The following is a 25,641-nucleotide window of genomic DNA, read 5'->3' as shown; positions in this document are numbered from 1 at the left end:
GTCGGGGGGCTTCGCGCTGACCTTCGCCACGCCTTCGGCGGCCGCCGTGCCGAGCGACCTGTGTGACGCGGGCACGACCTTCGCCGTCACCAGTGCCGAGGGCGTCGACGCCGCGCTCGTCAGCTCGGTGCGCGAGGCGCTCACCGCCCGCGGGCTCTCGGCGGCCGACGGCGACGCCGACGTCACGGCCGTCATCGCGCCGGCGTCCGAGGTGACGGCAGGCGGCGACGCATCCGTCATGGCCGTCGCGCTGACCGCGGGTGAGCCCGACCCGTCCGCGACCGTGGAGGGCCGCGACTGGGCCCGGGCCGCGTGGACCGATGGTGCGACCCCGGTCAACTCCCTCCTCGACGCGTCGTGCGGGGCGGCTGCGCCCGACGCCGCCGACGACACCCCGGCCACGGACTCCGAGGCCGACGGCGCGGTTCCCGCGTCGGCCGACGAGGCCTCGGCGGCGGACGCCCAGCAGGCCGCGCCGCTGGCCGCCCCGCAGTCTGCTCCGGCCGCTGCCCCGCAGGCGGCCGCCGCTCCGGCCGCTGCCCCGCAGGCGGCTGCCGCTCCGGCCGCTGCCCCGTCCGCTCCCAAGGCTCCGGCTGCTGCACCCGCAGCGCCGGCGGCCCCCAAGGCCCCCGCCACAGCGCCGAGCCGGTCATCCGTCACCGTCTCGGCCTCGTCGGCCGCGCCCTCCGTCACGACCGCAGACAAGGACTGCCCCCGACTTCTCCTCGCAGGCCGAGGCGCAGACCTTCTTCACCGCCAACGGCGGCCCGGCGATCGACCGTCACCGCCTCGACGCCGACAACGACGGCATCGCGTGCGAGACCTACTTCGGCACCGACGGCTCCGACGCCGCAGACCGCTCCCAGGCCCGCACGATCAACGCCGGTGTCCCCGACGTCGCCGGACCCAACACCTTGGGCCTCCTCGGCGGCGGGCTGCTGGTCCTGAGCGGTATCGGCGTCGCCGTGCGCGCTCGTCGCGCCAGCTGATCGGGCGCGGCACCCTGAGACGACTCGCGCTGCTGCTCGTCGCCCTCGTCCTCGTCACCGGGGGCGCGGCACTGACGTGGTGGTCGGTCGCGGGCGGCGAGGAGCCGGTCGCGGCGCCGGTCCCCAGCCAGACCTTCGCGGTGGCGTCGCCGACCCCGGACCCGACCCGCACGGCGACCGTCGCCGCGATCCCCGACGACCCGGCGCCGTCCTCGAGCACCCCGGCCGGCTCCTCGTCGAGCACGAGCCGGGAGCTCGTCATGTCGCCCGACCGCATGGGTCCCGATCGTCTCTACGTGCCCTCGCTCGGGATCTACGCGAGCCTCGACGGCGTGAAGTTCAGCAGTGGGTCCCTCGACATCCCGCGGGAACCGTGGCGGGTCGGTCGCGACGTGTGGTCCGCCCCCCTCCGCGCCGGCGCGGGGACGACCCTGCTCGCCGGGCACGTCGACCTGTCCGGGACCCCTGGTGCCCTCGCGCGGCTCAGTGACGCCCGTCCGGGAGCGCTGGTCCACGTCACCGACGGCGCGGGTCGTCGGTCGACCTTCGTCACGACGAGCCTGCAGAGCTACTCCAAGGTATCGCTGCCCCGCTCGATCTTCCGGGTGGACGGCCCCCGCCAGCTCGCCCTCGTCACCTGCGGCGGCCCGGTGATGACGATCGACGGGGAGCAGCACTACCGCGACAACGTCGTGCTCACGGCGGTGCCGGCGAGCGGCTGAGCGGACCCGACCGTCCCCGTCCGGGACCCCGGTTGCCCCTCCGGCCCCGACTCAGCGCTTCGCGTAGAGCCCCTCGATCGCCTCGGCGCGCTGGGTCTCGATGACGTGGCGCTTGAGCTTCTGCGTCGCGGTCATCTCGCCCGAATCCTCGGTGAAGTCGTCGTCGAGGACGACGAACTTCTTGATGCCCTCGGCCTTGGAGACCAGCTCGTTGGCTTCGTCGACGACGCCCTGGAGCTCGGCCTGCGGGTCGGCGGGGCGCTCCGCCTCCGGGTCGAGCGTGATGAGCGCTGCGACGAAGGGCCGCCCCTCGCCGACGACCATTGCCTGGGACACGAGCGGGTGGGACCGCAGCACGTCCTCGAGCGGGCCGGGGACGACGTTCTTGCCGCCGGCGGTCACGATGATCTCCTTGGCCCGGCCGGTGATCGTCAGGTAGCCCTCGTCGTCGAGCGAGCCGAGGTCACCGGTGGCGAACCAGCCGTCGACGATCGACGACCGGGTCGCCTCGTCGTTGCCCCAGTACTCGTCGGTGACGACGGCACCGCGGACCTCGATCGCCCCGTCCTCGCCGATGCGCACCTCGTTGCCCGGCAGCGGCCGGCCGACGGTGCCGACGCGCTGCTGGCCGGGCCCGTTGACGGTGATCGCCGCGCAGGTCTCGGTCAGGCCGTAGCCCTCGTGGATCGGCACGCCGACGCCGCGGAAGAAGTGGCCGAGGCGCTCGCCGAGCGCCCCGCCGCCGCTGATCTCGTACATCGTCTCCCCGCCGAGGGCCGCGCGGACCTTGGCGTAGAGCAGCCGGTCGAAGACCGCGTGCAGCACACGCAGCCGCAGCCCGGGGCTGCCCGGGCGCGGGTCGTCGCCCACGGCCCGGCTCCAGTCGATGGCGACCTGCTCCCCCTTCGCGAAGACGGCGGCGGAGACGCGGCGCCCGGCCGCCTTGGCGCGAATGCCGGCATGCACCTTTTCGAAGACCCGGGGTACGCCGACGACCATGTGCGGACGGAAGGAACCGAACTTCTCGACGATCGTCGAGAAGTCGGACCAGAAGCCGACCGTGGCGCCGGACTGCGCGGCGATGTAGGCGACGGAGCGGGCGAGCACGTGCGCCATCGGCAGGAACATCAGGATGCGGCGGCCGGGCGCCCCGACCTCGCCGATCGGGTGTGCCAGGCAGCCGGCGACCTCGGCGGCGAGGTGCCGGTGGGTGAGGACGACCCCCTTCGGCCGACCGGTGGTGCCGGAGGTGTAGACGATCCCGGCGAGGCCGTCGAAGGTCACTGCGTCCCGGCGCGCGTGCACCTCATCCTCGGCCACGGTCTGACCGCGCTCGGCGAGGGTGGCGAGGGCGCCGTCGTCGATGACGAGGACCTCGACGTCGAGACCGGTGGCCAACTGTGCCATCGCCGGCGTCTCGACGAGCAGGACCCGCGCGCCGGAGTCGCGGACGATCCACTCGAGCTGGCTGCGCGACGACGACGGGTAGACGGGGACGGTGCCGGCCCCGGCGTTCCAGATCGCCTCGTCGAGCAGCAGCCACTCATAGCGGGTGTCGGCCATGAGCACCACACGGTCACCGGCGGTGACGCCGGTTGCGATGAGTCCCCGGACCGTCGCAACGAGGCTCTCGAGGTGCTCTCCGGCGGTGATGGTCTGCCAGTCGCCGTCGACGACGTGGCTGAAGGAGGGATGCTGCGGGTCCTCCTGCGCCCGACGCCAGGGACGAAGGGGGAGCAGGTCGCGGTCGGTGAGCTCGAGGGCTTCGCCGGTGGCGTGGGTGGCGGGCACGGATGACCTCCTGGGACGACTACACGTGTAGAAAGGGCCAGTGTCTCACGCGCCTTCGGCACCCGAGCACGACAAGGCCCCGACCGTAGCGGTCGGGGCCTTGTCGTGCGAGCCGCTCGGGAGCGGCCTGCGCGGGGTCGCTCAGAAGCGGCCGTAGGTCACGTCATCGGTCCAGATGTCGCGCTCCTGCACCGGCGACTCGGAGTTGCCCGCGTCGATGATCTTGCCGTCGCCGGCGTAGATCCCGTTGTGGTACGCGGGGTTGCCGAAGAAGACGATGTCACCGGGCTGTGGGTTGGAGACCGGGGTGGCTGCAGCCTGCTGCTGCTGCGTCGTGCGCGGGATGTCCTTACCCGCCTTGTCGTAGACGTACTGCACGAAGCCGGAGCAGTCGAAGCCCGCGGTGGTCGTGCCGCCGTAGACGTAGGGCGTGCCGGTGAGGCTGCGCGCGGTGTTGACGATCGACGAGTCGGAGGCCGGGGCGCTGGCCGAGGCCTGGGCGGTCTCGGCGGTGCCACCGTCCGCGGACTGGGCACCACCGGTCGAGCTGGAGCCGCCGCCGGTCAGGCCCAGGGCGGAGCCGGTCTCGGGGCCGACGATGCCGTCGGCCGACAGACCGTTCTTGGCCTGCCGGCTCTTCACGGCCTGCTCGGTCAGGGACCCGAAGACGCCGTCGGCACTGACGCCGACCTTGTCCTGGATCTGCTTGACGACGCTGCCGGTGTCGCCGACGCGCACGTGGTCGGAGAGGGAGGTCGAGCCGCTGGGAGCGACGGAGTTGCCGGCGCTCTGCGCGCCGCCGGTCGAGGCGGTCTGCGAGGTGGCCGGGGCCGGAGCCTCGGGGCCGCCCTGGGCTGCCGCGCTCGTGGCGGTCATCGTCGATGCCCCCAGGCCGAGAGCCGTGGCGGCGAGGACGCCGGCGCCCGTGCGCTGTGCCGCAGAGCGGTGGGCGCGGGGGGCGGCGTGACGTGCGGTGTAGAACATGGTCATGCTGTCTCCTCTCGCCTGCGGAGTTAGCTGTCGGGTTGGGATGGAGACCATCCCGCCCTTCGACCGGGCGATGCCCCGCCGTAGGACTTCACCCCGAGGCCGTGTGGCCAGAGGTTGGGTCCTCCGCTCCTACCGGTGCTGCTGGGGTACCCCGTCGAGGTGGTAGGACTCGGCGTCCTCGACGGCGTCCCGGCAGTGGCCGGGACCGCGTTCGACCATAGGTCATATAGTCACGAAATGGTAACGCGGGTGGCGAAACCCGTTGTGCACCAATGACGCAGGGGCAGCAATGACGAAGGGGGCCCCGACCGTGATGGTCGGAGCCCCCTTCGTCGTGGGGTGCTGGGGTCAGCGGACGCGGCCGTAGGTCACGTTGCTCGTCCAGATCTTGCGCTTGGTCGTGTCGACGCGCGCGTTGCCGGCGTCGTACATCATGCCGTTGCCGGCGTAGATGCCCATGTGCCAGGCCGGCGCGCCGAAGAAGACGAGGTCGCCGGGCTGCGGGGAGTAGACGCGGGTGGTGGCGCGACGCTGCTGCTCGGCCGTGCGCGGCAGGCTCTTGCCGTGGCGGGCGAAGACGTACTGGGTGAAGCCCGAGCAGTCCCAACCGGACCGCGAGGTGCCGCCGTAGACGTAGGGCGTGCCGACGAGGCTGGCCGCCGTCGACAGGACCGAGGAGGTGGAGACCGAGGACCGGGTCGTGGTGCGCGAGGACACGGTGGAGGTCGAGCGCAGGCCCATCTTGGTGCCGGTGCGGGGGCCGACGATGCCGTCGGCGACGAGGCCGTTGCGCTTCTGGTAGCGCTTGACCGCGGACTGGGTCATGGGGCCGAAGATGCCGTCGGCGCTCACGCCGACTTTGCGCTGGACCTGCTTGACCAGGCTTCCGCGGTGGCCCCGCTTGACCAGGCCGGAGAAGGTCGTCGCCGAGGTGGCCGACGAGACGGAGGCAGCCGCGGGAGCGCTGACCGCAGAGGGGGCAGCGCTGGCGCCGGGGGCGGTGGCCGCGGCGGTGCCCAGGCTCACGGCGGCGACGGCGACCATGCTGGCGCCGGCGCGGTGGGGGGTCTTGGTGCTCGGGGCGCGGTGGCGCCCGGCGTAGAACATCGACATGGGATCTCCTCCGCCTGCGGAGTTAGCTGTCGGGTTGGGATGGAGATGAGCATCCCGCCCAGCGGTCATGCGACCGCGTGGACTTCACCCCGAGGCACTGGGGCCGAAAAAATGGGTCCCCCGCTCCTGCCGTGGTGTTCAGGGACCACCCGGCTGGCAGGACTCGGCGACCTGGTGGTGACCCCGCAGTGTGGGGTCGAAAAGAAGAATAGGGCATCGGGACACGGTTTGGTCACGGCCCTGTGGAGATCTTTTATCGGTCCCGGCGTGTCTGTGGCGCCGGGCGCTCGCGGCAGGCGCCGGCCCGCCTCAGTCGGTGCCGTGCACCGCCCGGTGCAGCTGCGCCATCTCCTCGTCCATGCGCGCGGCCGTGGCCGCCGCGTCGTTGATCCGCTGGCGCAGGTGGGCGGGCACGTCACCCTCGTACTTGTAGAAGATCTTGTGCTCGGTGCTCGCCCAGAAGTCCATGGCCACGGTGCGGAACTGCACCTCCACCGGCACCTGGACGGGCCCCGACGAGAGGAAGACGGGGATCTCGAGGATGACGTGCAGCGACCGGTAGCCGTTGGGTTTGGGGTTGGCGATGTAGTCCTTGACCAAGCGCACGGAGATGTCCGCCTGCTCGGTGAGGGCGGTCATGAGGCGGTAGACGTCGGCGACGAAGGAGCAGATGACCCGCACGCCGGCGATGTCGGTGATGTGCTCGCGCAGCGCCGGGATCTCCAGCTCCACGCCCTGCCGTGCGGCCTTCTCGAGGATCGACTCGGGGCTCTTGACCCGGGTGGAGATGTGCTCGATCGGGTTGTCGAGGTGCAGCTCGGCGAACTCCTCGCGCAGGATCTCCAGCCGCGTCGCCACCTGCTCCATGCCGAAGCGGTAGCCGAGCATCATCCGGGTGAAGTCCTCCCGGATCTGCGCGAACCGACGCACGGCGTCGTCGGAGAGCTCGGGTAGGCCAGGGGGCTGGGCGGCGCTGGTCACCCGGCCAGCGTAGGCCGGTCCCCTGAGAGCCGGGTGTGCACCGGCGAGGCGGGACGAAGGGGGGAGCGCCCCCCTTCGTGCGCCGGCGCTAGCGTGCTGCCGTGACCTCCGCCCCGCTCCTGCCGATCCGCACCGAGCGTCTCGTGCTGCGGCCGTGGCGCGACGCCGACGTCGACGCGACCCTGGCCTACTACGCCGACCCCGAGGTCGCGCGCCACCTGCTCGAGCCGCCGTGGACCCGCGAGGTCGCCGTCGCCCGCGTCGCCGAGCGGGTCGGCCGCGCCGGCCTGGACACCCCGCGGCAGGCGCTCGCCCTCGTCGTCGAGCACGAGGGTGCGGTCGTCGGCGACGTCGCCCTGTGGGCCACGGACGGGACGGGGGCGAAGGGAGAGGTCGGCTGGGTCTTCCGTCCCGACGTGGCGGGGCGCGGCTTCGCGACGGAGGCGGCTCGTGCGCTCATCGACCACGCCTTCGACCACTACGGCACGCACCGCGTCGTCGCCGAGCTCGACGCACGCAACTCCGCCTCGGCAGCCCTGTGCGAGCGGCTCGGGATGCGGCTCGAGGCGACCCACCTGGAGGACCTCTTCAGCAAGGGGGAGTGGACCGACAGCCTCGTCTACGCCGTCCTGGCGAGCGAGCGGCCCCGCGACCACGGCGACGCGATCGTCGTGAGCGCCGTCGACCTGCGGGACGCCGACGGGCACGTCCTCACGGTGCGCAAGCGGGGCACCGAGTCCTTCATGCACCCGGGCGGCAAGCCCGAGGAGGGCGAGAGCCCGGCACGGTGCGCGCTGCGCGAGGTCGAGGAGGAGCTCGGGCTGGTCCTGGCGCCCGAGGACCTCGAGCTGCTCGCCGTGCACCGCACGACCGCGGCCAACGAAGCCGGCCGCCCGCTCATCGCGAGCGTCTTCCGGCACCCGCACCTGGCGCAGCAGTCGCGGCCGACGATCACGCCGGCCGCCGAGATCGAGGAGGTGCGCTGGACCGACCCGACGCACCCGCTGCCCGACGACGTCGCCCCGCTGCTGCGGTGGCTCGTCGAGCGCGAGGAGGGGGAGTCGTGAAGGTCGTCGATCCGAACGGGCGCACGTGGCGGGTGTCGCGACGCTGGATGCCGTGGCGACGCAAGGCGCGTGCCGGCACCTGGGGAGGCCTGCCCACCGGGTCGAGCCTCGGCGACGACCCGATCAGCATGATCATCGGGTTCTTCCTGCTGCTGCTCCTGATCCCCGTCGTCGTCGTCGCCCTGGTCGTCGCACTCGAGGTGCTGGTCCTGCTGCTCGTCCTCCCCTTCGCCCTGCTCGGCCGGATGGTCTTCGGTCGGCACTGGCACGTCGAGGTGCGGGACGGCTGGGAGTTCGCGTGGGAGACCGAGGCCGGCGACTGGCAGCAGAGCGGGCGGGCGATCGAGCACATCGCCGAGGGTCTGCGTCGCGGGCTGGTCCCGTGGCAGGCGGCGAGCCCCGCTGCGGCACAGGCCTCCCCGCACCCACCCGGCACGGGTGGGCCTCCGTCCGGACAGCCCCCGCCGCCGGGCGTCAGGCGAGGGTGAGGAAGAGTTTTTCCATCGCGGCGCGGTCGTCCTCGTCGACCCCGTCGGGCGAGGAGAGGCACTCTCGCAGGCCCGAGGAGACGATGGCGAAGCCCGCGCGGTCGAGGGCGCGGCTCGCTGCGGCGAGCTGGGTCACGACCTCCTTGCAGTCGCGCCCCTCCTCGATGAGGCGGATGACGCCGCCGATCTGACCCTGGGCGCGGCGCAGTCGGTTGACGACCGGGCCCATGTCCTCCATGTCGAGGGTGACCATGTCTCTCTCCTTCGGGGTCGGTGGGTCAGGAGACCCTGCTCGGCAGCGAGGCCAGAGCGGTGTCGAGGCGGGTGCGGGCGTCGGCTGCGACGTCCTGCAGCTGCTCATTGTCCGTCACCCCGACCATCATGTCGGGGTCGAGGGCCTCGACGACGGTGCGGGCGTCGCCGTCGGCGCGCACGACGACATTGCACGGCAGCAGGAGCCCGATCGAGGGCTCGTGAGCCACCGCCTGCTGCGCCAGCTGGGGGCGGCAGGCACCGAGGATGACGTAGGGAGCGAGGTCGGCGTCGACCTTCGCGTTGAGCGTGCCGGCGAGGTCGATCTCGGTGAGGACACCGAAGCCTTGGTCGGCGAGTGCCTCGCGCGTCGCGGACAGGGCCAGCTCGAAGGGGGCGTCCACGGTGGTCGTGATGCCGTACTGCATGGAAGTTCTCCCGTTCCGTCTGCGTGTCGTGACAGACGAAGTATACCCCGTGGGGTATCGGTGGGACTGAACTCACCCTCCCTTCGCCCAGCCCGGCGTTGTGTGCGCATGGCTGCCCGGAGGGGGCAACCATGCGGCGCCAGCGACGCCTGGCTCGGTCTGCGACCGCCGAGCTGGGTTGGACATATACCCCCGGGGGTATTACCGTCCGTGCCATGAGCACTGCCGAACTCCTCGCCGTGATCCCGCTCGGGCTGGCCATCGGCCTGACCCTGGGCGCCCTCGGCGGCGGCGGCTCGATCCTCGCCGTGCCCGTGCTCGTCCACCTGCTCGGCCAGGGGCCGGTCGCGGCGACGACGAGCTCGTTGATCATCGTCGGCATCACCTCGGTGCTCTCCCTGCCGGCCCACCACCGGGCCGGCCGGGTGCGCCTCGGGCAGGGGCTGACCTTCGGTCTCCTCGGGGTCCTCGGCGCGGTCGCCGGGTCCGCGGCCTCGCGTGCGGTCGAGCCCGACGTCCTCATGACCGCCTTCGCGGTCCTCATGACGGTCGTGGCGGTGCTCATGCTCCGTCGCGGCGCGCGCCCGGAGCCCGACCTGGGGCCGCACGAGCCGATCCTCACCCTCAACCCCGTGACCTGCGCCTGCCCGCGGCTGCTCAAGCTCGTCGTGGCTGCGAGCCTCGTCGGACTCCTCACCGGCTTCCTCGGTGTCGGCGGCGGCTTCGTGGTCGTGCCGGCGCTCGTCATGGTCATCGGCTTCCCGATGCCGGTCGCCGTGGGCACCTCCCTGCTCGTCATCGCCGTCAACAGCGCGACCTCCCTCGTCGCCCGCTTCCAGCACGGCGCCGGCGAGCTCGACTGGCCGCTGATCCTCGGCTTCGCCGCGGCGGCGGTCGTCGGCAGCCTCCTCGGCAGCCGCGTCGCCGACCGCATCCCCGCGCAGCGCCTCTCCAAGGCCTTCGCGGTCCTCGTCCTGGGCGTCGCGGCCCTCACCGCCGCCCAGGCCCTCCCCGGGCTGCTCGCGTGACGCAACCTGCCCCCGACCAACCCGACTGACCTCCCCTTCGTCCATCCCCGATCAAAGGAACCCATGACCACCGTCACCACCCGCCCCACGACCCTCACCGCGGCCGACCTGCGGGACTGGCTCGCCGAGCCGGCTGGCCCGCGCCTCGTCGACGTGCGCACGCCGGCGGAGTTCGCCGCGTCGCACATCCCCGGCTCCTACAACGTGCCGCTGCCGCTCCTCGAGGAGCACCGCCGCGAGCTGGCCGAGCACCTGGACGACGACGTCGTCCTCGTGTGCCGCTCGGGCGCGCGCGCCTCCCGGGCCGAGAGCGCCCTGGCCACCACCGGGACGGACCACCTGCACGTCCTCGACGGCGGCATCACCGCGTGGGAGAGCGCCGGAGGAGACGTCGTCGCGGGCGAAGGGGGCTGGGACCTCGAGCGTCAGGTCCGTCTCGTCGCCGGGTCGATCGTCCTCACCGGCATCCTCGCGAGCACCGTCGTCCCGCAGGCCAAGTGGCTTTCCGCGGGCATCGGCGCCGGTCTGACCGGCGCCGCCCTGACCAACACCTGCGCGATGGGCGCGCTCCTGTCGCGCATGCCCCACAACCGTCGCCACGAGCCCACCCCCGAGGTCGTCTTCGCGCAGCTGCGCGGCGGCCGGAACTGAAGGAGCGAGACATGATCCTCACCCAGTACTACCTCAGCTGCCTCTCCCACGGCTCCTACCTCATCGCCGACGAAGGGAGCCGCCGCGCCGTCGTCGTCGATCCGCGCCGCGACGTCAGCGAGTACCTCGCCGACGCCCGCGAGCAGGACCTGACGATCGTCGGGGTCATCAACACGCACGTCCACGCCGACTTCGTCGCCGGTCACCTCGAGCTGGCCGCCGCGACCGGGGCGTGGATCGGCTACGGCCCCACCGCTGCAGAGCGCGCCGAGTTCGACGTGCGCACCCTCGCGGGGGGCAAGCGCATCGAGCTCGGTGACGAGGTCACCCTCGAGATCCTCGAGACCCCCGGTCACACGTGGGAGTCGATCAGCGTCCTCGTCCACGAGTGCGGCGTCCCGCACGCGGTGCTCACCGGCGACTCGCTCTTCATCGGCGGCGTCGGCCGGCCCGACCTCGTCGTCTCCGACGGCTCCACCGCCGAGGACCTCGCCACGGCGATGCACCACACCCTCCACGACGTGCTGCTGCCGCTGCCTGACGACACCAAGGTCATGCCCGCCCACGGGGCCGGGTCCTCGTGCGGTCGTGGGCTCTCCGACGAGCTCGAGTCGACGATCGCCGCGCAGCGGGCGAGCAACCCCTTCGCCGCCGACATGCCGGTCGCCCACTTCATCGACATGGTGACGACGGGCCAGCCCTCCGCCCCGGCGTACTTCCAGGTCGACGCCGCGCTCAACCTGCGCCAGCGAGACCTGCTCGATCCCGGGCAGTCGGTCGTCCCCTTCACCCCCGCCGAGGTGGCCGCCGCCATCGCCGGTGGCGTCACCGTCGTCGACGCCCGCTCGCCCGAGGACTTCGCCCGCGGCCACCTCGCGGGCTCGGTCAACATCGGCCTCGACGGCCGCTTCGCCGAGACCGTCGGCACCGTCGTCGACCACGCCGCCGAGGTCCTCCTCGTCGCGCCCGAGGGCCGGGCGGCCGAGGCGGCGCTGCGGATGGGGCGGATCGGCCACGACGCGGTCGTCGGCCACGTCGCCGCGCCGCTCACGCCCGACGGTCCGCTCGCCCCCCTCATGACGACGAGCGAGCGCACCGAGGTCGCCGACCTCGCGGCGCTGCCCGAGCAGACCGTCGTCGTCGACGTGCGCAATGCCGGCGAGCGCGCCGACGGGCAGGTCATCCCCGGCGCCGTCCACATCCCCCTGGCCGAGCTCGCCCGCCGCCACGACGAGCTGCCGACAGACCGTCCGCTGCTCGTGCACTGCGCCGGCGGGTGGCGCTCGTCCGTCGCGGCGAGCCTGCTGCGCTCGGTCGGCCACACGGACGTCACCGACCTCGTCGGCGGGTACGCGGCCTGGGAGCAGCAGACCGTCGACGCCTGAGCGCCAGAGGTGACCTCACCTCGACCAGAGAGGTGGGGTGAGAGGCGGATGGTGGGCGGAGTGAAGGCCCTTTGTCGTCCCGTCTCGACATCCTGACGCAGTGATCGACGATGGACGCGGCAATGACCGCGTCCATCGTCGATATCCACGCCCAGGGGCGAAGGGGGCGGCGCGCCTCGAGCTGTCAGCGCCGGAGGGGGCGCGCCACCGGATGCAGGCCGCGTTTGGTCCTCGCGGGGAGCAGGAGTTGACTGAGGGGGTTCCCCCTTCGTCCACTTGAGAGGAGCGCCCCGTGCGCACCGTGAAGGCCTGGGCGGCCCCGTCCGCCACCGAACCCCTGACTGCGACGACCATCGAGCGTCGAGACGTCGGCCCCAACGACGTCCTCATCGAGATCGCCTACGCCGGCATCTGTCACAGCGACATCCACACCGCCCGCGCCGAGTGGGGTGACGTGCCGTACCCCATCGTCGTCGGCCACGAGATCGCCGGCACCGTCGCCGAGGTCGGCTCCGAGGTGACCAAGCACGCCGTCGGTGACCGCGTGGGCGTCGGCTGCCTCGTGAACTCCTGCGGGGAGTGCGATGCCTGCCGGGCGGGCAACGAGCAGTACTGCCCCGACGCGATCGGCACGTACAACGCGACCGACCGCGACGGCACGATCACGCAGGGCGGCTACTCGACGCACGTCGTCGTCGACGCCGACTTCGCGCTGAAGATCCCCGAGGGCATCGAGCTCGACGTCGCCGCCCCCCTGCTGTGTGCCGGCATCACGACGTGGACGCCGCTGCGCCGCTGGGGTGTGCGCGAGGGCTCCAAGGTCGCGGTCGTCGGTCTCGGCGGGCTCGGGCACATGGGCGTCCAGCTGGCCGTCGCCCTCGGCGCCGAGGTCACCGTGCTCTCGCAGTCGCTGAAGAAGCAGGAGGACGGCCTCGCGCTCGGCGCCACCGACTACCGGGCGACGAGCGACGACGAGACCTTCACCGACCTGCGCGGGAAGTTCGACCTCATCCTCAACACCGTGAGCGCCGACCTGCCGATCAAGCGGTACCTGTCGCTGCTCGCCCCCGAGGGCACCCTGGTCAACGTCGGCGCCCCGGCCAAGCCCTTCGAGGTCCCGGTCTTCTCGCTCATCGGTGGCAGCAAGGCGCTCGCCGGCTCCAACATCGGCGGCATCCCCGGCACCCAGGAGATGCTCGACTTCTGCGCCGACAAGGGCATCGGCGCCAAGATCGAGGTCATCCCGGCGGACAAGGTCAACGAGGCCTGGGACCGCGTCGTCGCCTCCGACGTGCGCTACCGCTTCGTCATCGACGCCGCGACGATCTGAGTCTCACCCCCGCGCACAAGAGGTCGTCGTGGGGGCTTCTCGCGGCCGACGAACGTCACGAGATGCGTCAGGACGACCTCTTGTGCACGTCCGGGGGGCCACGTCGCGGACCACGTCGCCGACCGCCTGGTTGGCGTCGAAGCGGGTGTCGAGGGCAAGCGCAGGGTGAATTGCGACCCGGTCCTGACCTATCGTTCACCCGCGGACCGAAGGGGGTCGCGAACATGGGCGCGACCCCCTTCGCCCACCCCGTGAGGTCCGCTCGTGTCCCGCATGCTCCGTCGACTCGCCGGCACCACCGCCGCCGTCGCCCTCGTCGCCGTCCCGACCCTCCCTTCGCAGGCCGTCACCCAGACGACCGCCGCCGCGGTCCAGTCCGCCGCGGCGCTCTCGGTCACCGATGCGCTCGGCCGTCAGGACGGGTCCACCCAGACCGTCCGCGGCTACGTCGTCGGCCAGCCGACCGCGACCGACCGGGTCGTGACGAGCGGCTTCCCCAACGACTACGCCATCGCGATCGCGGCGACGAAGGGGGAGAGCGACACCTCGAAGATCCTCTACGTCCAGGTGCCGTCGGCCCTGCGCTCGCAGTGGGGGCTGGCCTCCAACCCCGACCTCGTCGGCCAGCAGGTGGACGTCACGGGAGCGCTCGAGAGCTACTTCTCCCACCCCGGGATGACCGGCACGAGCGCCATCGCCCTCGCCGACGGGTCCACCCCCGAGGAGCCGGAGGAGCCGGGTGAGCCGGGCGAGCCCACCGATCCCGGCAGCTACTACGACGGGACCGCGGGCCTGACCGGCTCGGCGCTGAAGTCGAAGTTGCACGACATCATCAGCAACAACACCGTCCTGTCCTACGACCAGGTCTGGGACGGCATCAAGGACGTCGACGAGGACCCGCAGAACACCAACAACGTCGTCCTGCTCTACAAGGGCACCTCCTCGCCGAAGTCGAACAACGGTGGGGGAGTGGACAACTGGAACCGTGAGCACGTCTGGGCCAAGAGCCACGGCGACTTCGGCACCTCCAACGGCCCGGGCACCGACCTGCACCACCTGCGCCCCACCGACGTCACGGTCAACAGCGACCGCGGCAACCTCGACTTCGACAACGGCGGCAGCGAGAACGACGAGGCGCCCGGCAACTACACCGACAGCGACTCGTGGGAGCCGCGTGACGAGGTCAAGGGTGACGTCGCCCGGATGATCTTCTACATGGCCGTGCGCTACGAGGCCGGCGACCGGGTGGACCTCGAGGTCAACGACCAGGTGAACAACGGGTCCAACCCGTACATGGGGCGGCTGTCGGTCCTCAAGCAGTGGAGCCAGCAGGACCCGCCGGACGCCTTCGAGCAGCGGCGCAACGAGCGGATCTTCGACAACTGGCAGGGCAACCGCAATCCCTTCATCGACCACCCGGAATGGGTCGAGTCGATCTGGTGACCGTCAGTCGGTGAGCACCAGCTCGTAGGTCGTGCCCACGTCCATCGTCGGCGTGGCGAGCTCGAGCGCGCTTCCCCGCTCGACGGTGAACTCCATCTCGTCCGTCGTCAGGTCGATGCCGCCGCCCTCCTTGACCGGCGACATCGCGTCGCTCGTGCGGATCTCCACCTCGTCGTCATCGACGTCGGTGAAGGTGATCTCGAGGTCGTCGTCGACGCGGACGGTCCGGCCCTCGATCGCCTCGACATCGGTCGTCTCGTCGGTCGACTGGTGGTCGGGGTCCCAGCCGTTCCAGTCGCTCGCCGTGATCGTCAGCGGGACGGGCTCCTGGTCCCGGTCGAGCACCCCGCACCCGCCCAAGGGCAGCGCGAGGGCGAGGGCCGTCGTGAGGGTGCCGTGCCGCCGGGTCATGGTCGCTCCTGTCGTCGCTGTCGGGGATGGGACGGGTCGGAGCCTGTCCCGGTTCCACTGCGTCCTTGACCCTCACACCGTGTGAGGCGACAGGGTGGGCCCATGACCGACACCCCGGGCCTCATGTCGATCGGCGAGTTCTCCTCCCGGTCGCGTCTCAGCGTGCGGATGCTGCGCCACTACGGCGAGCACGGGATCCTCGTGCCCGCCGACGTGGTCGCGGCCTCCGGCTACCGCCGCTACGCGCCCGAGCAGCTCGCCGACGCCGCCCACGTGCGGCGGCTCCGCGACGTGGGCTTCACGGTGTCCGCCATCTCGGTCCTCCTCGCCGCCCACGGCACCGAGAGCTACCGGCAGGCACTCGCCCTGCAGCGGGAGTCCCTCGGCGACGAGCTGCGCGCGGCCAAGGAGCGGCTGGCACTCATCGACCAGCTCCTCGACCAGGAAGGCACTGCCATGTCCACCATCACCGTCACCCGTACGACCGTCCCCGCGCGCACCGTCGTCGCCCTGCGCGGCACCGTCCCCGCCTACGACCAGGAGGGCAGGCTGTGGGAGCGGCTCATGCCCGAGCTCGGGCGCCAGGGTCTGACACCCATGGGTCCGTGCGGCGTCTTCGAGCACGACCCCGAGTACCGCGAGGCCGACCCGACCCTGTCGATCTGGTTGCCCGTGCCTCCCGGCACCACCGTGCAGGCGCCCCTCGAGGTGCACGAGCTGCCTGAGCAGGGAGGTCGTCCTCGCTCGCGTCGAGGGGCCGTACACGCGGATCAGCGAGGCCCATGCCCGCATCGACGAGCTGGTCCGGTCCGAGGGGCTGACCCTCGCCCCGCGCTCCGGCATCGACGACGACATCGCCGTCCTCGGCTTCAACCGCTATCTCGTCGCCCCCTCGCAGGCCGCCCCGGAGGACCTCGTCACCGAGGTGTGCGTGCCGCTGGCGTGACGCACGCTCGCCCCCCTTCGTCCTCGCCTGACAGGATCGGGACATGCGCTCTCCCGTGCCCGACTACCTGACCGAGGTCGCCGAGGCCTGCTCCGCGACGAAGGGGGGCGAGCCCGCCTCCTACATCCCCGAGCTGGCGAAGGTCGACCCCGACCGCTTCGGCATCGCGCTCGCGACGATCGACGGCGAGGTCTATGCCGTCGGTGACGCCGAGCACGAGTTCACGATCCAGTCGATCTCCAAGGCCTTCGTCTACGGGCTGGCCGTGCGCGACCACGGTCTGGAGCAGGTCCTGGAGAGGATCGACGTCGAGCCGAGCGGCGAACCCTTCGACGAGCTCTCCCTCGACGCCAGTGGCCGCCCGCGCAACCCGATGATCAACGCCGGGGCGATCACCGCCCACACCCTCGTCGGCGAGCCCGACACCGCGCCCCACGAGCGGGTCGAGCGGATCATTCGGCTCCTGTCCGACCTCGCCGGTCGTGAGCTGTCCGTCGACGAGGACGTGTGGCGCTCGGAGGTCGCCACCGCCGACCGCAACCTGGCCATCGCCCACATGCTGCGTAGCCACGGCATCCTCACCGACTCGGCGGAGGAGGTCGTGAGCGCCTACTCACGCCAGTGCGCCGTGCTCGTCACCGCGCGCGATCTCGCGCTCATGGCGGCGACCCTTGCCAACGGCGGCGTGCAGCCGGTGACCGGCAAGCAGGTCTTCACCGGCGCCCAGGTCCGCCACGTCATGTCGGTCATGCTCACCTGCGGCATGTACGACTCCGCCGGCGACTGGGTCTCCTCCGTCGGCATCCCGGCCAAGAGCGGGGTGGGGGGCGGCATCATCGGGGCGATGCCCGGGCAGGCGGGTCTGGCGACGTTCGCCCCGCCGCTCGACGCCCATGGCAACAGCGTGCGTGGCGTCGAGACCTTCGAGCGGCTCTCCCGCGACATGGGCATGCACCTCATGAAGGTCGAGCCGCCCGCCCGGTCGGTCATCCAGTCCAGCCGGGTCATCGATCACCGCGGCGAGCAGGTGCGGGTCTACTACCTCGTCGGCACGATCGGCTTCAGCGGGGCCGAGCACGTCGTGCGCCGGCTCTCCGAGCACCCGCCGCAGGAGCAGGGCATCGCGCTCGACCTCACCGGTGTGCACTCGGTGACCGACGTCGGCCGCCGGATGATCCTCGAGACCGCGCGCCGTCTGCGACTCGACGGTCACGAGGTCTATCTCGTCGACGCCGACGACGTCCTCCCGCAGCCCGACCCGGGCGACGGGCGCGAGCTGCCGCAGCTGGCGGACCGGTGATGCTGCGCCGCCTGATCTACCCGGTCCCGGCCTGGGACCCCGAGGGCGGCCTGCCCGTCGAGACGACACCCGGCGGCGCCCACCTCGTCCACGCGCCGGCCCCGGCGGGCGGTCGCACGATCGTCTACCTGCACGGCAACGGCTCCGACTTGGCCTCGATCAGCCCGCTCGCCGGGCTCTTCGCCCGGCACGGCCTCGGCTTCGCGGCCGTGGAGTACCCCGGATACGGCCCGGCGGCGGGACGTCCGCACCAGGAGGCGATCCTCGCGGCTGCACGCGACGGGCTGGCGCACCTCTCCCTTCGCGCAGAGCGGACGGTGCTCGTGGGTGAGTCGCTCGGCTCGTCGGTGGCCGCGCACCTGGCCGCGGAGGGCCTCCTCCACGACGGAGGGGCCTCGAAGGGGAGCGGGCGTCTCGTCCTCGTCTCGCCCTTCACCTCGATGACCGCGATGGTGCAGCGGGTCGTGCGGGTCTTCCCGCGGCAGCTGGTCCCCGATCACTGGGAGACCGATGCGCTGCTCGAGCGGATCGACGTGCCGACCCTGCTCGTCCACGGCGAGCGTGACGACCTCGTGCCGCTGGCTATGAGCGAGCAGCTGGCACGAGGGATCTCGTCGTCGCAGCGGGTCGTCGTGCCGGGCCGCACGCACAACGACCTGTGGGAGGCGCCGAGCGAGTGCCTCGAGGTCGTCGCCCGGTTCGCCACGCAGGACCTCGGCGGCGCCGCCGTCGAGGGCAGCACCGACGCGGGACGAAACCCGCTGTCCTGACCTCCGGCCCGAGGAGTAGGTTGTGTGCTCGATGCAGATAATTGGCTGGCAGGCACACGAGGCCGGGGTCGAGCGACTGGTCCGCTCGCACGCGGCGATCCCGCACGGGGCCACGGTCCGGCTCGCCAAGCGCACGTCCAACCTCTTCCGCCCCCGGGCGCAGACCGAGGTGCCGGGTCTCAACGTCACGGGGCTCGCGGGGGTCATCGAGGTCGACCCGACGACGCAGACCGCCCAGGTCCAGGGCATGTGCACCTACGAGGACCTCGTCGCGGCCACGCTGCCGCACGGGCTGATCCCGCTCGTCGTCCCGCAGCTGCGCACGATCACCCTCGGCGGGGCGGTGACCGGTCTGGGCATCGAGGCGACGAGCTTCCGCAACGGCCTGCCGCACGAGTCGGTCCTCGAGCTGGACGTCCTCACCGGGTCGGGCGAGATCGTCACCGCCCGGCCGGAGGGCGAGCACGCCGACCTCTTCCACGCCTTCCCCAACTCCTACGGCTCGCTCGGCTACGCCACCCGACTGCACATCGAGCTCGAGGAGGTGCCGTCGCGGGTCGCACTGCGGCACGTGGGCTTCGACGACGCGCACGCGGCCGCCGCCGTGATCGAGGAGATCGTCGCTGCCGGCGAGCACGACGGGGAGCGGGTCGACGCCCTCGACGGGGTGGCCTTCGCCCCGGACGAGATCTACCTGACCCTCGCGCGGTGGACCGACGAGCCGGGGGAGACGAGCGACTACACCGGCCAGCAGATCTACTACCGCTCGGTGCGCGAGCGCACGAGCGACCTGCTGACGATGCACGACTACCTGTGGCGCTGGGACACCGACTGGTTCTGGTGCTCCGGGGCCTTTGGGGTGCAGCACCCCGTCGTGCGACGGCTGTTGCCCAGGCGCTGGCGCCGCTCCGACGTCTACCACCGACTCGTGGCGCTCGACCGGCGGCACGGCATCGTCGACCGGCTCGACGCACGCGCCGGGCGACCGCGCCGGGAGCGGGTCATCCAGGACATCGAGGTGCCCACGGACCGGCTGGCCGACTTCCTCGAGTGGTTCGACGCGCGGATCGGCATGCGGCCGGTGTGGCTGTGCCCCCTTCGTCTGCGGGAGATCGACGGTCGGGTACGTACCTGGCCCGGCTACCCGCTCGAGCCCGGGCGCACCTACGTCAACGTCGGCTTCTGGGGCACGGTCCACGTCGGTCCGGAGGCCCCCGAGGGGCCGCGCAACCGTGCGATCGAGGCCGAGGTGACCGCCCTCGGCGGGCACAAGTCGCTCTACTCCGAGGCCTTCTACACGCGCGAGGACTTCGACCGCCTCTACGGCGGCGCCCAGCTTGCCGCCGTCCGGCGGCGCTACGACCCGGCCGGCCGACTGACCGACCTCTACGACAAGGTGGTCCGCACCCCGTGAGCACGATCAAGATCGCCGACGCCCTCGCCGGCATCCTCCCCGCCGACCTGCCGGTACGCGTCACGGCCTACGACGGCAGCGCCGCCGGGCCGGCCGATGCGCCGATCGGTCTCGAGCTGCGGACCGAGCGCGGCCTGCGCTACCTGCTCACCGCGCCCGGAGACCTCGGCATGGCGCGGGCCTGGGTCGCCGGTGACCTCACGGGCACCGGCTTCCACCCGGGCAACCTCTACCCGCTCCTCGACCTGATGAGCAGCACCGACCGGTGGCGGGTCCCCGGCCCGGCAGAGGCCCTCGAGCTCGTGCGCGGGCTCGGCTGGGAGCACCTCAACCCACCGCCGCCCCCGCCGCAGGAGCACCTGCCGCGCTGGCGCCGGGTCGTCGAGGGCCTGCGGCACAGCCGCGCTCGCGACGCGGAGGTCATCCACCACCACTACGACGTGTCCAACCGCTTCTACGAGCTGGTCCTCGGGCCGTCGATGACCTACACGTGCGCGGTCTACCCGACCGCGGACGCCAGCCTCGAGCAGGCGCAGGAGCACAAGTACGAGCTCATCGCCCGCAAGCTCGACCTCCAGCCCGGGCAGCGGCTGCTCGACGTCGGTTGCGGCTGGGGTGGCATGGTCCGCCATGCCGCGAAGCACCACGGCGTCAAGGCGCTCGGCGTGACGCTCTCTCGGGAGCAGGCTGACTGGGCCAAGCGGGCGATCGACCGCGAGGGCCTGGGTGAGCTGGCCGAGGTGCGCTTCATGGACTACCGCGACGTGCCCGAGAGCGACTTCGACGCGATCAGCTCGATCGGTCTCACCGAGCACATCGGCGTGGCCAACTATCCGGCCTACTTCGCGGCGATGCGCGACAGGCTGCGGCCGCACGGGCGCCTGCTCAACCACTGCATCACCCGCGACCACAACCGCACGACCCGCACCGGCGCCTTCATCGACCGTTATGTGTTCCCCGACGGTGAACTCACCGGTGCGGGCACGGTCATCGCGAGGATGCAGGACGCGGGGCTGGAGCTGCAGCACGCGGAAAACTTCCGGGTCCACTACGCCCGCACCCTCGCCGGCTGGGTGGACAACCTCGTCGAGCACTGGGACGAGTGCGTCGCCGAGGTCGGTGAGGGCACGGCCCGCCTGTGGGGCCTCTACCTCGTGGGCTCACGGATCGGCTTCGAGCGCCACGACATCGAGCTGACCCACGTGCTGGCGACCAGGACGGACGCCTCGGGCGTCAGTGGTTATCCGCTGCGCCACACCTTCTGACCGGCCAGCGGGGGCGGGCGGTCAGGCGTGCCCGGAGAGCTGCCCCATGCGCGACTCGAGGGCGGTGAGCATCGCGCTGCAGCGCTTGCCGGCGTCCTTGCGGGCCGCCTTGCCGGTGGCCTCGCCGGGCTCGGTGCACATCGGCAGCACGTCGACGGAGAGGCGGGCGCCTCCGGCGAGGGAGCGCAGCTCGTCGAGCTTGGCGGCGAAGGGGGAGCCGCTGCCGGGGGAGTAGTAGCGCACCGCCTCGTCGACCTCGTCGGGGAAGAGGTCGGCCTTGGTGACGACGATGACCAGCCACACCGGCTTGTCACGGCGCAGCGCCATCGACGCGATGCGGTGTGCGGTGATGGTCCAGTCCTCGAGCTCGGCGGCGAGCAGCTCCTCGCGGGTCGCGACGGCCTCGCCGGAGGTCCCGGCGGTGCGGCGCGCCGTGGCGTGCCCCCAGGCGACGACGTGGAGCACCCCGTCGACCGGGTCGTCGTGGAAGACCTCGTCGAGCGCGCCCAGCCGGGTCGCGGCGTTGTCGCCGGGGACGACGCGGAAGCGGAAGCCGCGGCCCTTGGCCATCCGCCGGGTGCGGCGCTCCATCGTCGCCGAGCCCACCTCGACGGTGCTCTCGGCGGAGGTGCGGCGGGCCAGACGGTCGGCGAGGCGGGTCTTGCCGACGCCGGTCATGCCGGTGACGGCGACCGTCGGGAAGCGCCCGCGGAAGAGGTGGCTCAGCTGGTGCGGCGCCCCCGACAGCGCGGAGAGGGCCCCACCGGCGATGCTCGTGCCGACGGCGGTCCGGGTCGCGGAGGACATGCGCGCCATGTCAGGCGAGCTGCTTCTTGACGTCGGCCAACGAGGGGTTGGTCGCGGACGACCCGTCGGGGAAGAGCAGCGTCGGCACCGTCTGGTTGCCGCCGTTGATCGTCTCGACGAGCTCGGCCGTGCCGGGCGTGGTCTCGATGTTGACCTCGGTGTAGGCGATGCCCTCACGGTCCAGCTGGGACTTCAGGCGACGGCAGTAGCCGCACCACGTCGTGGAGAACATCGTCACCGTGCCGTCAGCGGGCAGGTCGAGGCCGGGGGGCAGGATCTCGCGCACGTTCACCCCTCCAGCCAACCACGAGTTGCCCGGATCTCCCGCACTCGGGGGCCTGTCGACCCCGTCAGGCGGCCTCGACGTGGTCGAAGGGCACGGTGAGCAGCGTCCCTCGGCCGCGCACGTGGAAGCGGGTGCGGCCCCGCTTGACGACGACCCCGACGAAGCCCTCGTAGCGCCCCGGGGTGAGCACGCGCACCCGGTCGCCGATGGCGACGAGCTCCCCGGCGCCCTCGCGGCGGGCCGACAGCTGCGTCGTCGCCAGGTCGCGTTGGTACGAAGGGGGCATGACCGCGGGCACCCCGTGGTGGGTCCACGTGAAGATCGCCTCGGGGTCGAAGCCGCGGCTGCACTGACGGCACGAGGAGACGCGGGTCGGGCGCCGGTGGCGGTCGATGGTGTGCCCGGCCGGGCAGGTGCCGACCCAGTCGCCGGGGATGGTCCCGGCCTCGGTCGGCAGGCAGCGCTCGGGGACCGCGCCGATCGACGCCGCGATCGCGCGCCACGCCGGGCCGTGCCCGACGCCCGGCCCGGCGAGGGCGTGGGCGATCTCGTGGAGCACGGTGTCGCGGACCTGCGCGACGTCGTGCAGCTCGGTGAGGGGCCGGCTCAGCCCGATGGTCCGTTGCCCCGGTCGGCACACCCCGGCACGCCGCTTGGCCCGGTCGAAGATCAGCTGCCACCCCTGCAGGCCGTGCTCGTCCATGAGCCCCCGTGCCATCTCGCGCGCCGCCCCGATCTCCATGAGCACCGAGCGTAGGCGCTCGGCGAGGGGCGCCCGGACGACGCGACGACCTGGGGACGACCCCCTTCGTCGGGGTGGGTCTGGGGACGACGTGCCGGGGAATATGTGCCTGGTGCAGGCGGTTGCCCACGGGTGTGATCCCGAAGCTCTCCCTCCTCGACCTGGCCACCGTGGGCCGCGACCAGCCGATCAGCGAGGCGCTCGCCGACACCGTCACCCTCGCGCAGCGGGCCGACGACCTGGGTGCCTTCGAGCGACTGTGGTTCGCCGAGCACCACAACATGTCGAGCATCGCCTCCGCAGCGACCTCGGTGCTCATCGCCCACGTCGCCTCGCAGACCCGACGGATCCGCGTCGGCTCCGGCGGCGTCATGCTGCCCAACCACTCGCCGCTCGTCATCGCCGAGCAGTTCGGCACCCTCGCCGAGCTCCACCCGGGCCGCATCGACCTCGGTCTCGGGCGCGCGCCCGGCACCGACGGCGCCACGCTGCGCGCGCTGCGCACCGACCCACGTGCCGCCGAGGCCTTCCCCCAGGACGTGCGCGAGCTGCAGGGCTACCTCGCCGACGAGTCGACGGTCGAGGGCATCCACGCCTACCCGGGCCGTGGGACCCGCGTGCCGCTCTACATCCTCGGCTCCTCCCTCTTCGGTGCCCAGCTCGCCGCGGCCTACGGCCTGCCTTACGCCTTCGCCAGCCACTTCGCGCCCGATGCCCTCGAGCAGGCGGTGCGCGTCTACCGCGAGCGCTTCACCCCGAGCGAGCAGCTGCAGCAGCCGCACGTCATCGCCGCGCTCAACGTCATCGCCGCCGACGACTCGGCCGAGGCCGCCGAGGCCCGCGACCGAGTGCTGCGGGCCCGCGTGCGGATGCTCGCCGGCAGGGTCGGCTCGGGTGACCTCGACGAGGAGATGGTGACGGCGCTGCTCGACACGCACGTCGGCGCGCAGGCCCGGCACATGCTCACCCACACCGTCGCCGGTGACGCGGCCGAGGTGGCACAGGGTCTGGCCGACTTCGCCGCGCTGTCCGACGCCGACGAGCTCATGGTCACCAACCCCGCCCCCCTTCTGCCGCAACGGATCCGGACCCTCGAGATCCTCGCCGGGCTGGACGGAAACGGGAGCTGACCCCCCTTCGACCCTCCTGACGAAGTCCTGACGGCGACTGCCCGAACCGTGACGGCACGAGGATGGAGTCATGGTGCAGGCCGCGCATAGCGTCCACTCACGAAGGCGACACGACCGTGCTGCCGGGTTGATGAAGGGAACGCCACATGAAGCGCACCACCACGCGCGCTGCCACCGTCCTGGGCCTCGCCGCCACGCTGTCGATGGGAGCGGCCAGCCTCGGCTACGCCGACGGGAGCGACGAGCCGACGTACCAGGAGTACAAGGCCTCCACCTACCAGGACCCGACGGACCGGCAGTACATCGTCAACGGTGACATCCCGCTGGCCGGGGAGAAGCAGCTGCGCGAGTTTTACCAGGAGCTCGTCAACCCGCAGTACGAGAGCCAGCTCATCGTCAACACGGTCTACGGCAAGGACGACGTCTGGAGCGCCAGCCAGGCGCAGAACCTCACCTACTGCGTCAGCGACAGCTTCGGGTCCGACAAGGCGGCGATCGTCAGCGCCATGCAGGCCGGCGGCAACCAGTGGGAGGCCGCGAGCTCGGGTGTCGACTTCACCTACGACTCCAGCCAGGACGCCAGCTGCACCACCCGCAACTCCAACGTCCTCTTCTCCGTGGAGCCGGTGAGCGGCGCCAACTACGTCGCCCGTGCCTTCTTCCCGAGCACCGCGAAGTCCACCCGCAACGTCTTGGTCAACACCGACCAGATCTTCTCCTCCGGCTGGAGCGCGGAGAACGTCCTCGCGCACGAGCTCGGTCACGCGCTCGGCTTCCGGCACGAGCACACCCGGCCCGAGGCCGGCACCTGCTTCGAGGACAACAACTGGCGTCCGCTGACGCCCTACGACTCGTCGTCGATCATGCACTACCCGCAGTGCAACGGATCGTCCGACGACCTGAGCATGACCGCGGCGGATCGCGAGGGGATCCGCTCGGTCTACGGTTCCTGAGCCTCTCCCCCTTGCTCGGGAACCACCCTGGGAAGGGATACCCCCTTCGCCCCGGATTTCCTCCCCGGGGCGAAGGGGGTGTCCTGCGTCCCGGCGCCGTCAGCCGACGGGCAGGGCAATGGTGTGTGCCCCGACGAAGTGGTGGCCCGGCACGCCCCGGGTGAGCAGGTAGCGGCTGCTCGGCCTCCGGTGTACGCCGCTGCTCCGCAGCACGGGTCACGACGACCGGACCCAAGGCACGGAGCAACGGCGTAGCCACGCCAGCCCACGCCGACGCCCACGGTCCCCCTGCCCGCCGCACGGCGACCAGAGGGTGAACGGATGATGAGGGGATCCTCACCGTTGCCTCATGGGTGCCTCATCGACGGTGCCTACCTTCGGTGGCACGAGGTCGCGCCGCCGGGGCCGGCCCGTGACGCCCGAAAGGCACGCCACCATGAAGCGCTTCCTCTCCTCCGCGGCCGCTGCCGGCCTCCTGCTCACCGCCACCGCCGTCGTCGCACCGAGTGCGTCGGCCGACGAGCGCACCTGCCGCGGCACGCTGCGTGCCGTGACCGTCGACGACGTCAAGGTCCCCCGCGGCGCGATCTGCCGGATGTACGGCACCCGCGTCAAGGGCAACATCAAGGTCCAGTCCGGCGCGAAGTTCACTGCCGCGCGCATCAACGTCGACGGCAACATCCAGTCCCAGGGCCACCTGTGGGTCAAGGTCGAGGACTCGCGCGTCGACGGCAACATCCAGCTCGAGCAGGGTCGCGGTCTGACCCTCAACCGCAACATCGTCGACGGCGACATCCAGGTCTTCAGCAACCGCTCCGGCTACAAGAACATCTACTCCAACCGCGTCGACGGCAACCTCCAGTGCAAGAGCAACAGCCCGGCCCCCAAGGGCGCCCGCAACATCGTCAAGGGCAACAAGGAGGACCAGTGCCGTCGCCTCTGATCCCTGACACGATGTC

Annotated in this window: 27 protein-coding genes and 2 riboswitches; of the genes, 17 read left to right on the top strand and 10 right to left on the bottom strand. The window is 71.9% G+C overall.

Going from position 1 to position 25,641, the window contains the following annotated elements:
- Positions 1-320: 320 nt before the first annotated feature.
- Together H7A72_RS17270 and H7A72_RS17265 are read left to right on the top strand one after the other, a co-directional pair.
- Positions 321-989 (top strand): excalibur calcium-binding domain-containing protein, encoded by a 669-nt coding sequence (locus H7A72_RS17270; protein ID WP_223277684.1) that lies wholly within the window; start codon positions 321-323, stop codon positions 987-989.
- A gap of 140 nt (positions 990-1,129) precedes the next feature.
- Positions 1,130-1,711 (top strand): class F sortase, encoded by a 582-nt coding sequence (locus H7A72_RS17265; RefSeq protein WP_185221119.1) that lies wholly within the window; start codon positions 1,130-1,132, stop codon positions 1,709-1,711.
- A 51-nt stretch (positions 1,712-1,762) separates the two neighbouring features.
- On the opposite strand, the gene H7A72_RS15725 is transcribed toward H7A72_RS17265, so the two are convergent.
- From H7A72_RS15725 to H7A72_RS15710, 4 genes are all read right to left on the bottom strand, one after another.
- A complete protein-coding gene (locus H7A72_RS15725) occupies positions 1,763-3,502 on the bottom strand; it encodes a long-chain fatty acid--CoA ligase (RefSeq protein ID WP_185221118.1) in 1,740 nt (579 codons plus the stop codon).
- Positions 3,503-3,643: 141 nt separating this feature from the next.
- The gene (locus H7A72_RS15720) at positions 3,644-4,492 is read right to left on the bottom strand and encodes a C40 family peptidase (protein ID WP_185221117.1); all 849 of its coding nucleotides are present in this window, start codon (positions 4,490-4,492) and stop codon (positions 3,644-3,646) included.
- Positions 4,489-4,677: riboswitch (cyclic di-AMP (ydaO/yuaA leader) on the bottom strand. (Overlaps the previous gene by 4 nt.)
- A gap of 163 nt (positions 4,678-4,840) precedes the next feature.
- Positions 4,841-5,605: an NlpC/P60 family protein gene (locus H7A72_RS17025; protein WP_269466343.1), complete on the bottom strand. Its 765-nt coding sequence runs from the start codon at positions 5,603-5,605 to the stop codon at positions 4,841-4,843.
- A riboswitch (cyclic di-AMP (ydaO/yuaA leader) is annotated at positions 5,602-5,784 on the bottom strand. (Overlaps the previous gene by 4 nt.)
- Before the next feature lie 130 nt (positions 5,785-5,914).
- On the bottom strand, positions 5,915-6,586 hold the full coding sequence (locus H7A72_RS15710; protein WP_185221116.1) for a GTP pyrophosphokinase family protein: 672 nt from the start codon (positions 6,584-6,586) through the stop codon (positions 5,915-5,917).
- Positions 6,587-6,687: 101 nt separating this feature from the next.
- On the opposite strand from H7A72_RS15710, the gene H7A72_RS17260 reads away from it, so the two are divergent.
- Both H7A72_RS17260 and H7A72_RS15700 read left to right on the top strand, forming a co-directional pair.
- Entirely contained in the window at positions 6,688-7,653 is a 966-nt protein-coding gene (locus H7A72_RS17260; RefSeq protein WP_185221115.1) for a GNAT family N-acetyltransferase, read from the top strand.
- Positions 7,650-8,141: a hypothetical protein gene (locus H7A72_RS15700; RefSeq protein ID WP_185221114.1), complete on the top strand. Its 492-nt coding sequence runs from the start codon at positions 7,650-7,652 to the stop codon at positions 8,139-8,141. Before H7A72_RS17260 ends, H7A72_RS15700 begins: the two co-directional genes overlap by 4 nt.
- On the opposite strand, the gene H7A72_RS15695 is transcribed toward H7A72_RS15700, so the two are convergent.
- Both H7A72_RS15695 and H7A72_RS15690 read right to left on the bottom strand, forming a co-directional pair.
- Positions 8,128-8,394: a metal-sensitive transcriptional regulator gene (locus H7A72_RS15695; protein ID WP_007923848.1), complete on the bottom strand. Its 267-nt coding sequence runs from the start codon at positions 8,392-8,394 to the stop codon at positions 8,128-8,130. The two genes, H7A72_RS15700 and H7A72_RS15695, sit on opposite strands and share 14 nt — an antisense overlap.
- A gap of 25 nt (positions 8,395-8,419) precedes the next feature.
- Positions 8,420-8,821: a DUF302 domain-containing protein gene (locus tag H7A72_RS15690; protein ID WP_185221113.1), complete on the bottom strand. Its 402-nt coding sequence runs from the start codon at positions 8,819-8,821 to the stop codon at positions 8,420-8,422.
- Positions 8,822-9,036: 215 nt separating this feature from the next.
- Between H7A72_RS15690 and H7A72_RS15685 the strand changes: the two genes are divergently transcribed.
- From H7A72_RS15685 to H7A72_RS15665, 5 genes are all read left to right on the top strand, one after another.
- Entirely contained in the window at positions 9,037-9,849 is an 813-nt protein-coding gene (locus H7A72_RS15685) for a sulfite exporter TauE/SafE family protein (RefSeq protein WP_185221112.1), read from the top strand.
- A gap of 63 nt (positions 9,850-9,912) precedes the next feature.
- Entirely contained in the window at positions 9,913-10,500 is a 588-nt protein-coding gene (locus H7A72_RS15680; protein WP_185221111.1) for a rhodanese-like domain-containing protein, read from the top strand.
- Positions 10,501-10,511: 11 nt separating this feature from the next.
- A complete protein-coding gene (locus H7A72_RS15675) occupies positions 10,512-11,885 on the top strand; it encodes a rhodanese-like domain-containing protein (protein WP_185221110.1) in 1,374 nt (457 codons plus the stop codon).
- Between the two features lie 292 nt (positions 11,886-12,177).
- Entirely contained in the window at positions 12,178-13,215 is a 1,038-nt protein-coding gene (locus H7A72_RS15670) for an NAD(P)-dependent alcohol dehydrogenase (protein ID WP_185221109.1), read from the top strand.
- A 273-nt stretch (positions 13,216-13,488) separates the two neighbouring features.
- On the top strand, positions 13,489-14,658 hold the full coding sequence (locus H7A72_RS15665) for an endonuclease (RefSeq protein WP_185222424.1): 1,170 nt from the start codon (positions 13,489-13,491) through the stop codon (positions 14,656-14,658).
- A 3-nt stretch (positions 14,659-14,661) separates the two neighbouring features.
- Here the strand turns inward: H7A72_RS15665 and H7A72_RS15660 are convergent, their stop codons facing one another.
- A complete protein-coding gene (locus tag H7A72_RS15660) occupies positions 14,662-15,069 on the bottom strand; it encodes a hypothetical protein (RefSeq protein ID WP_185221108.1) in 408 nt (135 codons plus the stop codon).
- A 102-nt stretch (positions 15,070-15,171) separates the two neighbouring features.
- Between H7A72_RS15660 and H7A72_RS15655 the strand changes: the two genes are divergently transcribed.
- From H7A72_RS15655 to H7A72_RS15635, 5 genes are read left to right on the top strand one after another with little or no spacing between them, the layout of a single operon-like run.
- Positions 15,172-16,086, top strand: a complete 915-nt coding sequence (locus tag H7A72_RS15655) for a MerR family transcriptional regulator (RefSeq protein ID WP_223277683.1) — start codon at positions 15,172-15,174, stop codon at positions 16,084-16,086.
- Entirely contained in the window at positions 16,059-17,315 is a 1,257-nt protein-coding gene (locus H7A72_RS15650) for a glutaminase (protein ID WP_185221107.1), read from the top strand. The genes H7A72_RS15655 and H7A72_RS15650 overlap by 28 nt, the downstream gene beginning before the upstream one ends.
- Positions 17,315-18,085 carry an alpha/beta hydrolase gene (locus tag H7A72_RS15645; RefSeq protein ID WP_185221106.1) on the top strand — a complete coding sequence of 257 codons (771 nt, stop codon included), beginning with the start codon at positions 17,315-17,317 and terminating at the stop codon, positions 18,083-18,085. Before H7A72_RS15650 ends, H7A72_RS15645 begins: the two co-directional genes overlap by 1 nt.
- A 31-nt stretch (positions 18,086-18,116) precedes the next feature.
- A complete protein-coding gene (locus H7A72_RS15640) occupies positions 18,117-19,499 on the top strand; it encodes an FAD-binding oxidoreductase (protein WP_223277682.1) in 1,383 nt (460 codons plus the stop codon).
- On the top strand, positions 19,496-20,764 hold the full coding sequence (locus H7A72_RS15635; protein ID WP_185221105.1) for a cyclopropane-fatty-acyl-phospholipid synthase family protein: 1,269 nt from the start codon (positions 19,496-19,498) through the stop codon (positions 20,762-20,764). The genes H7A72_RS15640 and H7A72_RS15635 overlap by 4 nt, the downstream gene beginning before the upstream one ends.
- A gap of 21 nt (positions 20,765-20,785) precedes the next feature.
- Here H7A72_RS15635 and H7A72_RS15630 read toward each other — a convergent pair whose 3' ends face one another.
- The 3 genes from H7A72_RS15630 to H7A72_RS15620 form a co-directional block, all read right to left on the bottom strand.
- Entirely contained in the window at positions 20,786-21,571 is a 786-nt protein-coding gene (locus H7A72_RS15630) for a GTPase domain-containing protein (protein WP_223277681.1), read from the bottom strand.
- 10 nt (positions 21,572-21,581) lie between these two features.
- Positions 21,582-21,803 carry a mycoredoxin gene (locus H7A72_RS15625; protein ID WP_072626379.1) on the bottom strand — a complete coding sequence of 74 codons (222 nt, stop codon included), beginning with the start codon at positions 21,801-21,803 and terminating at the stop codon, positions 21,582-21,584.
- A 118-nt stretch (positions 21,804-21,921) separates the two neighbouring features.
- On the bottom strand, positions 21,922-22,599 hold the full coding sequence (locus H7A72_RS15620) for a SprT-like domain-containing protein (RefSeq protein ID WP_084449883.1): 678 nt from the start codon (positions 22,597-22,599) through the stop codon (positions 21,922-21,924).
- A 137-nt stretch (positions 22,600-22,736) separates the two neighbouring features.
- Here H7A72_RS15620 and H7A72_RS15615 point away from each other — a divergent pair, with 137 nt between their 5' ends.
- The 3 genes from H7A72_RS15615 (at position 22,737) to H7A72_RS15605 (ending at position 25,625) form a co-directional block, all read left to right on the top strand.
- Positions 22,737-23,729 carry an LLM class flavin-dependent oxidoreductase gene (locus H7A72_RS15615; RefSeq protein ID WP_185222422.1) on the top strand — a complete coding sequence of 331 codons (993 nt, stop codon included), beginning with the start codon at positions 22,737-22,739 and terminating at the stop codon, positions 23,727-23,729.
- A gap of 146 nt (positions 23,730-23,875) precedes the next feature.
- Positions 23,876-24,682 (top strand): M57 family metalloprotease, encoded by an 807-nt coding sequence (locus H7A72_RS15610; RefSeq protein WP_185221103.1) that lies wholly within the window; start codon positions 23,876-23,878, stop codon positions 24,680-24,682.
- Between the two features lie 436 nt (positions 24,683-25,118).
- Entirely contained in the window at positions 25,119-25,625 is a 507-nt protein-coding gene (locus tag H7A72_RS15605; protein WP_185221102.1) for a hypothetical protein, read from the top strand.
- The last annotated feature ends 16 nt before the right edge of the window (positions 25,626-25,641 follow it).

This window comes from Janibacter sp. YB324 (assembly GCF_014217915.1).
Classification (GTDB): Bacteria; Actinomycetota; Actinomycetes; order Actinomycetales; family Dermatophilaceae; genus Janibacter; species Janibacter indicus.
Note: the sequence above shows the minus strand (reverse complement) of the source record. Positions and strands in the feature narration are given on the sequence as shown.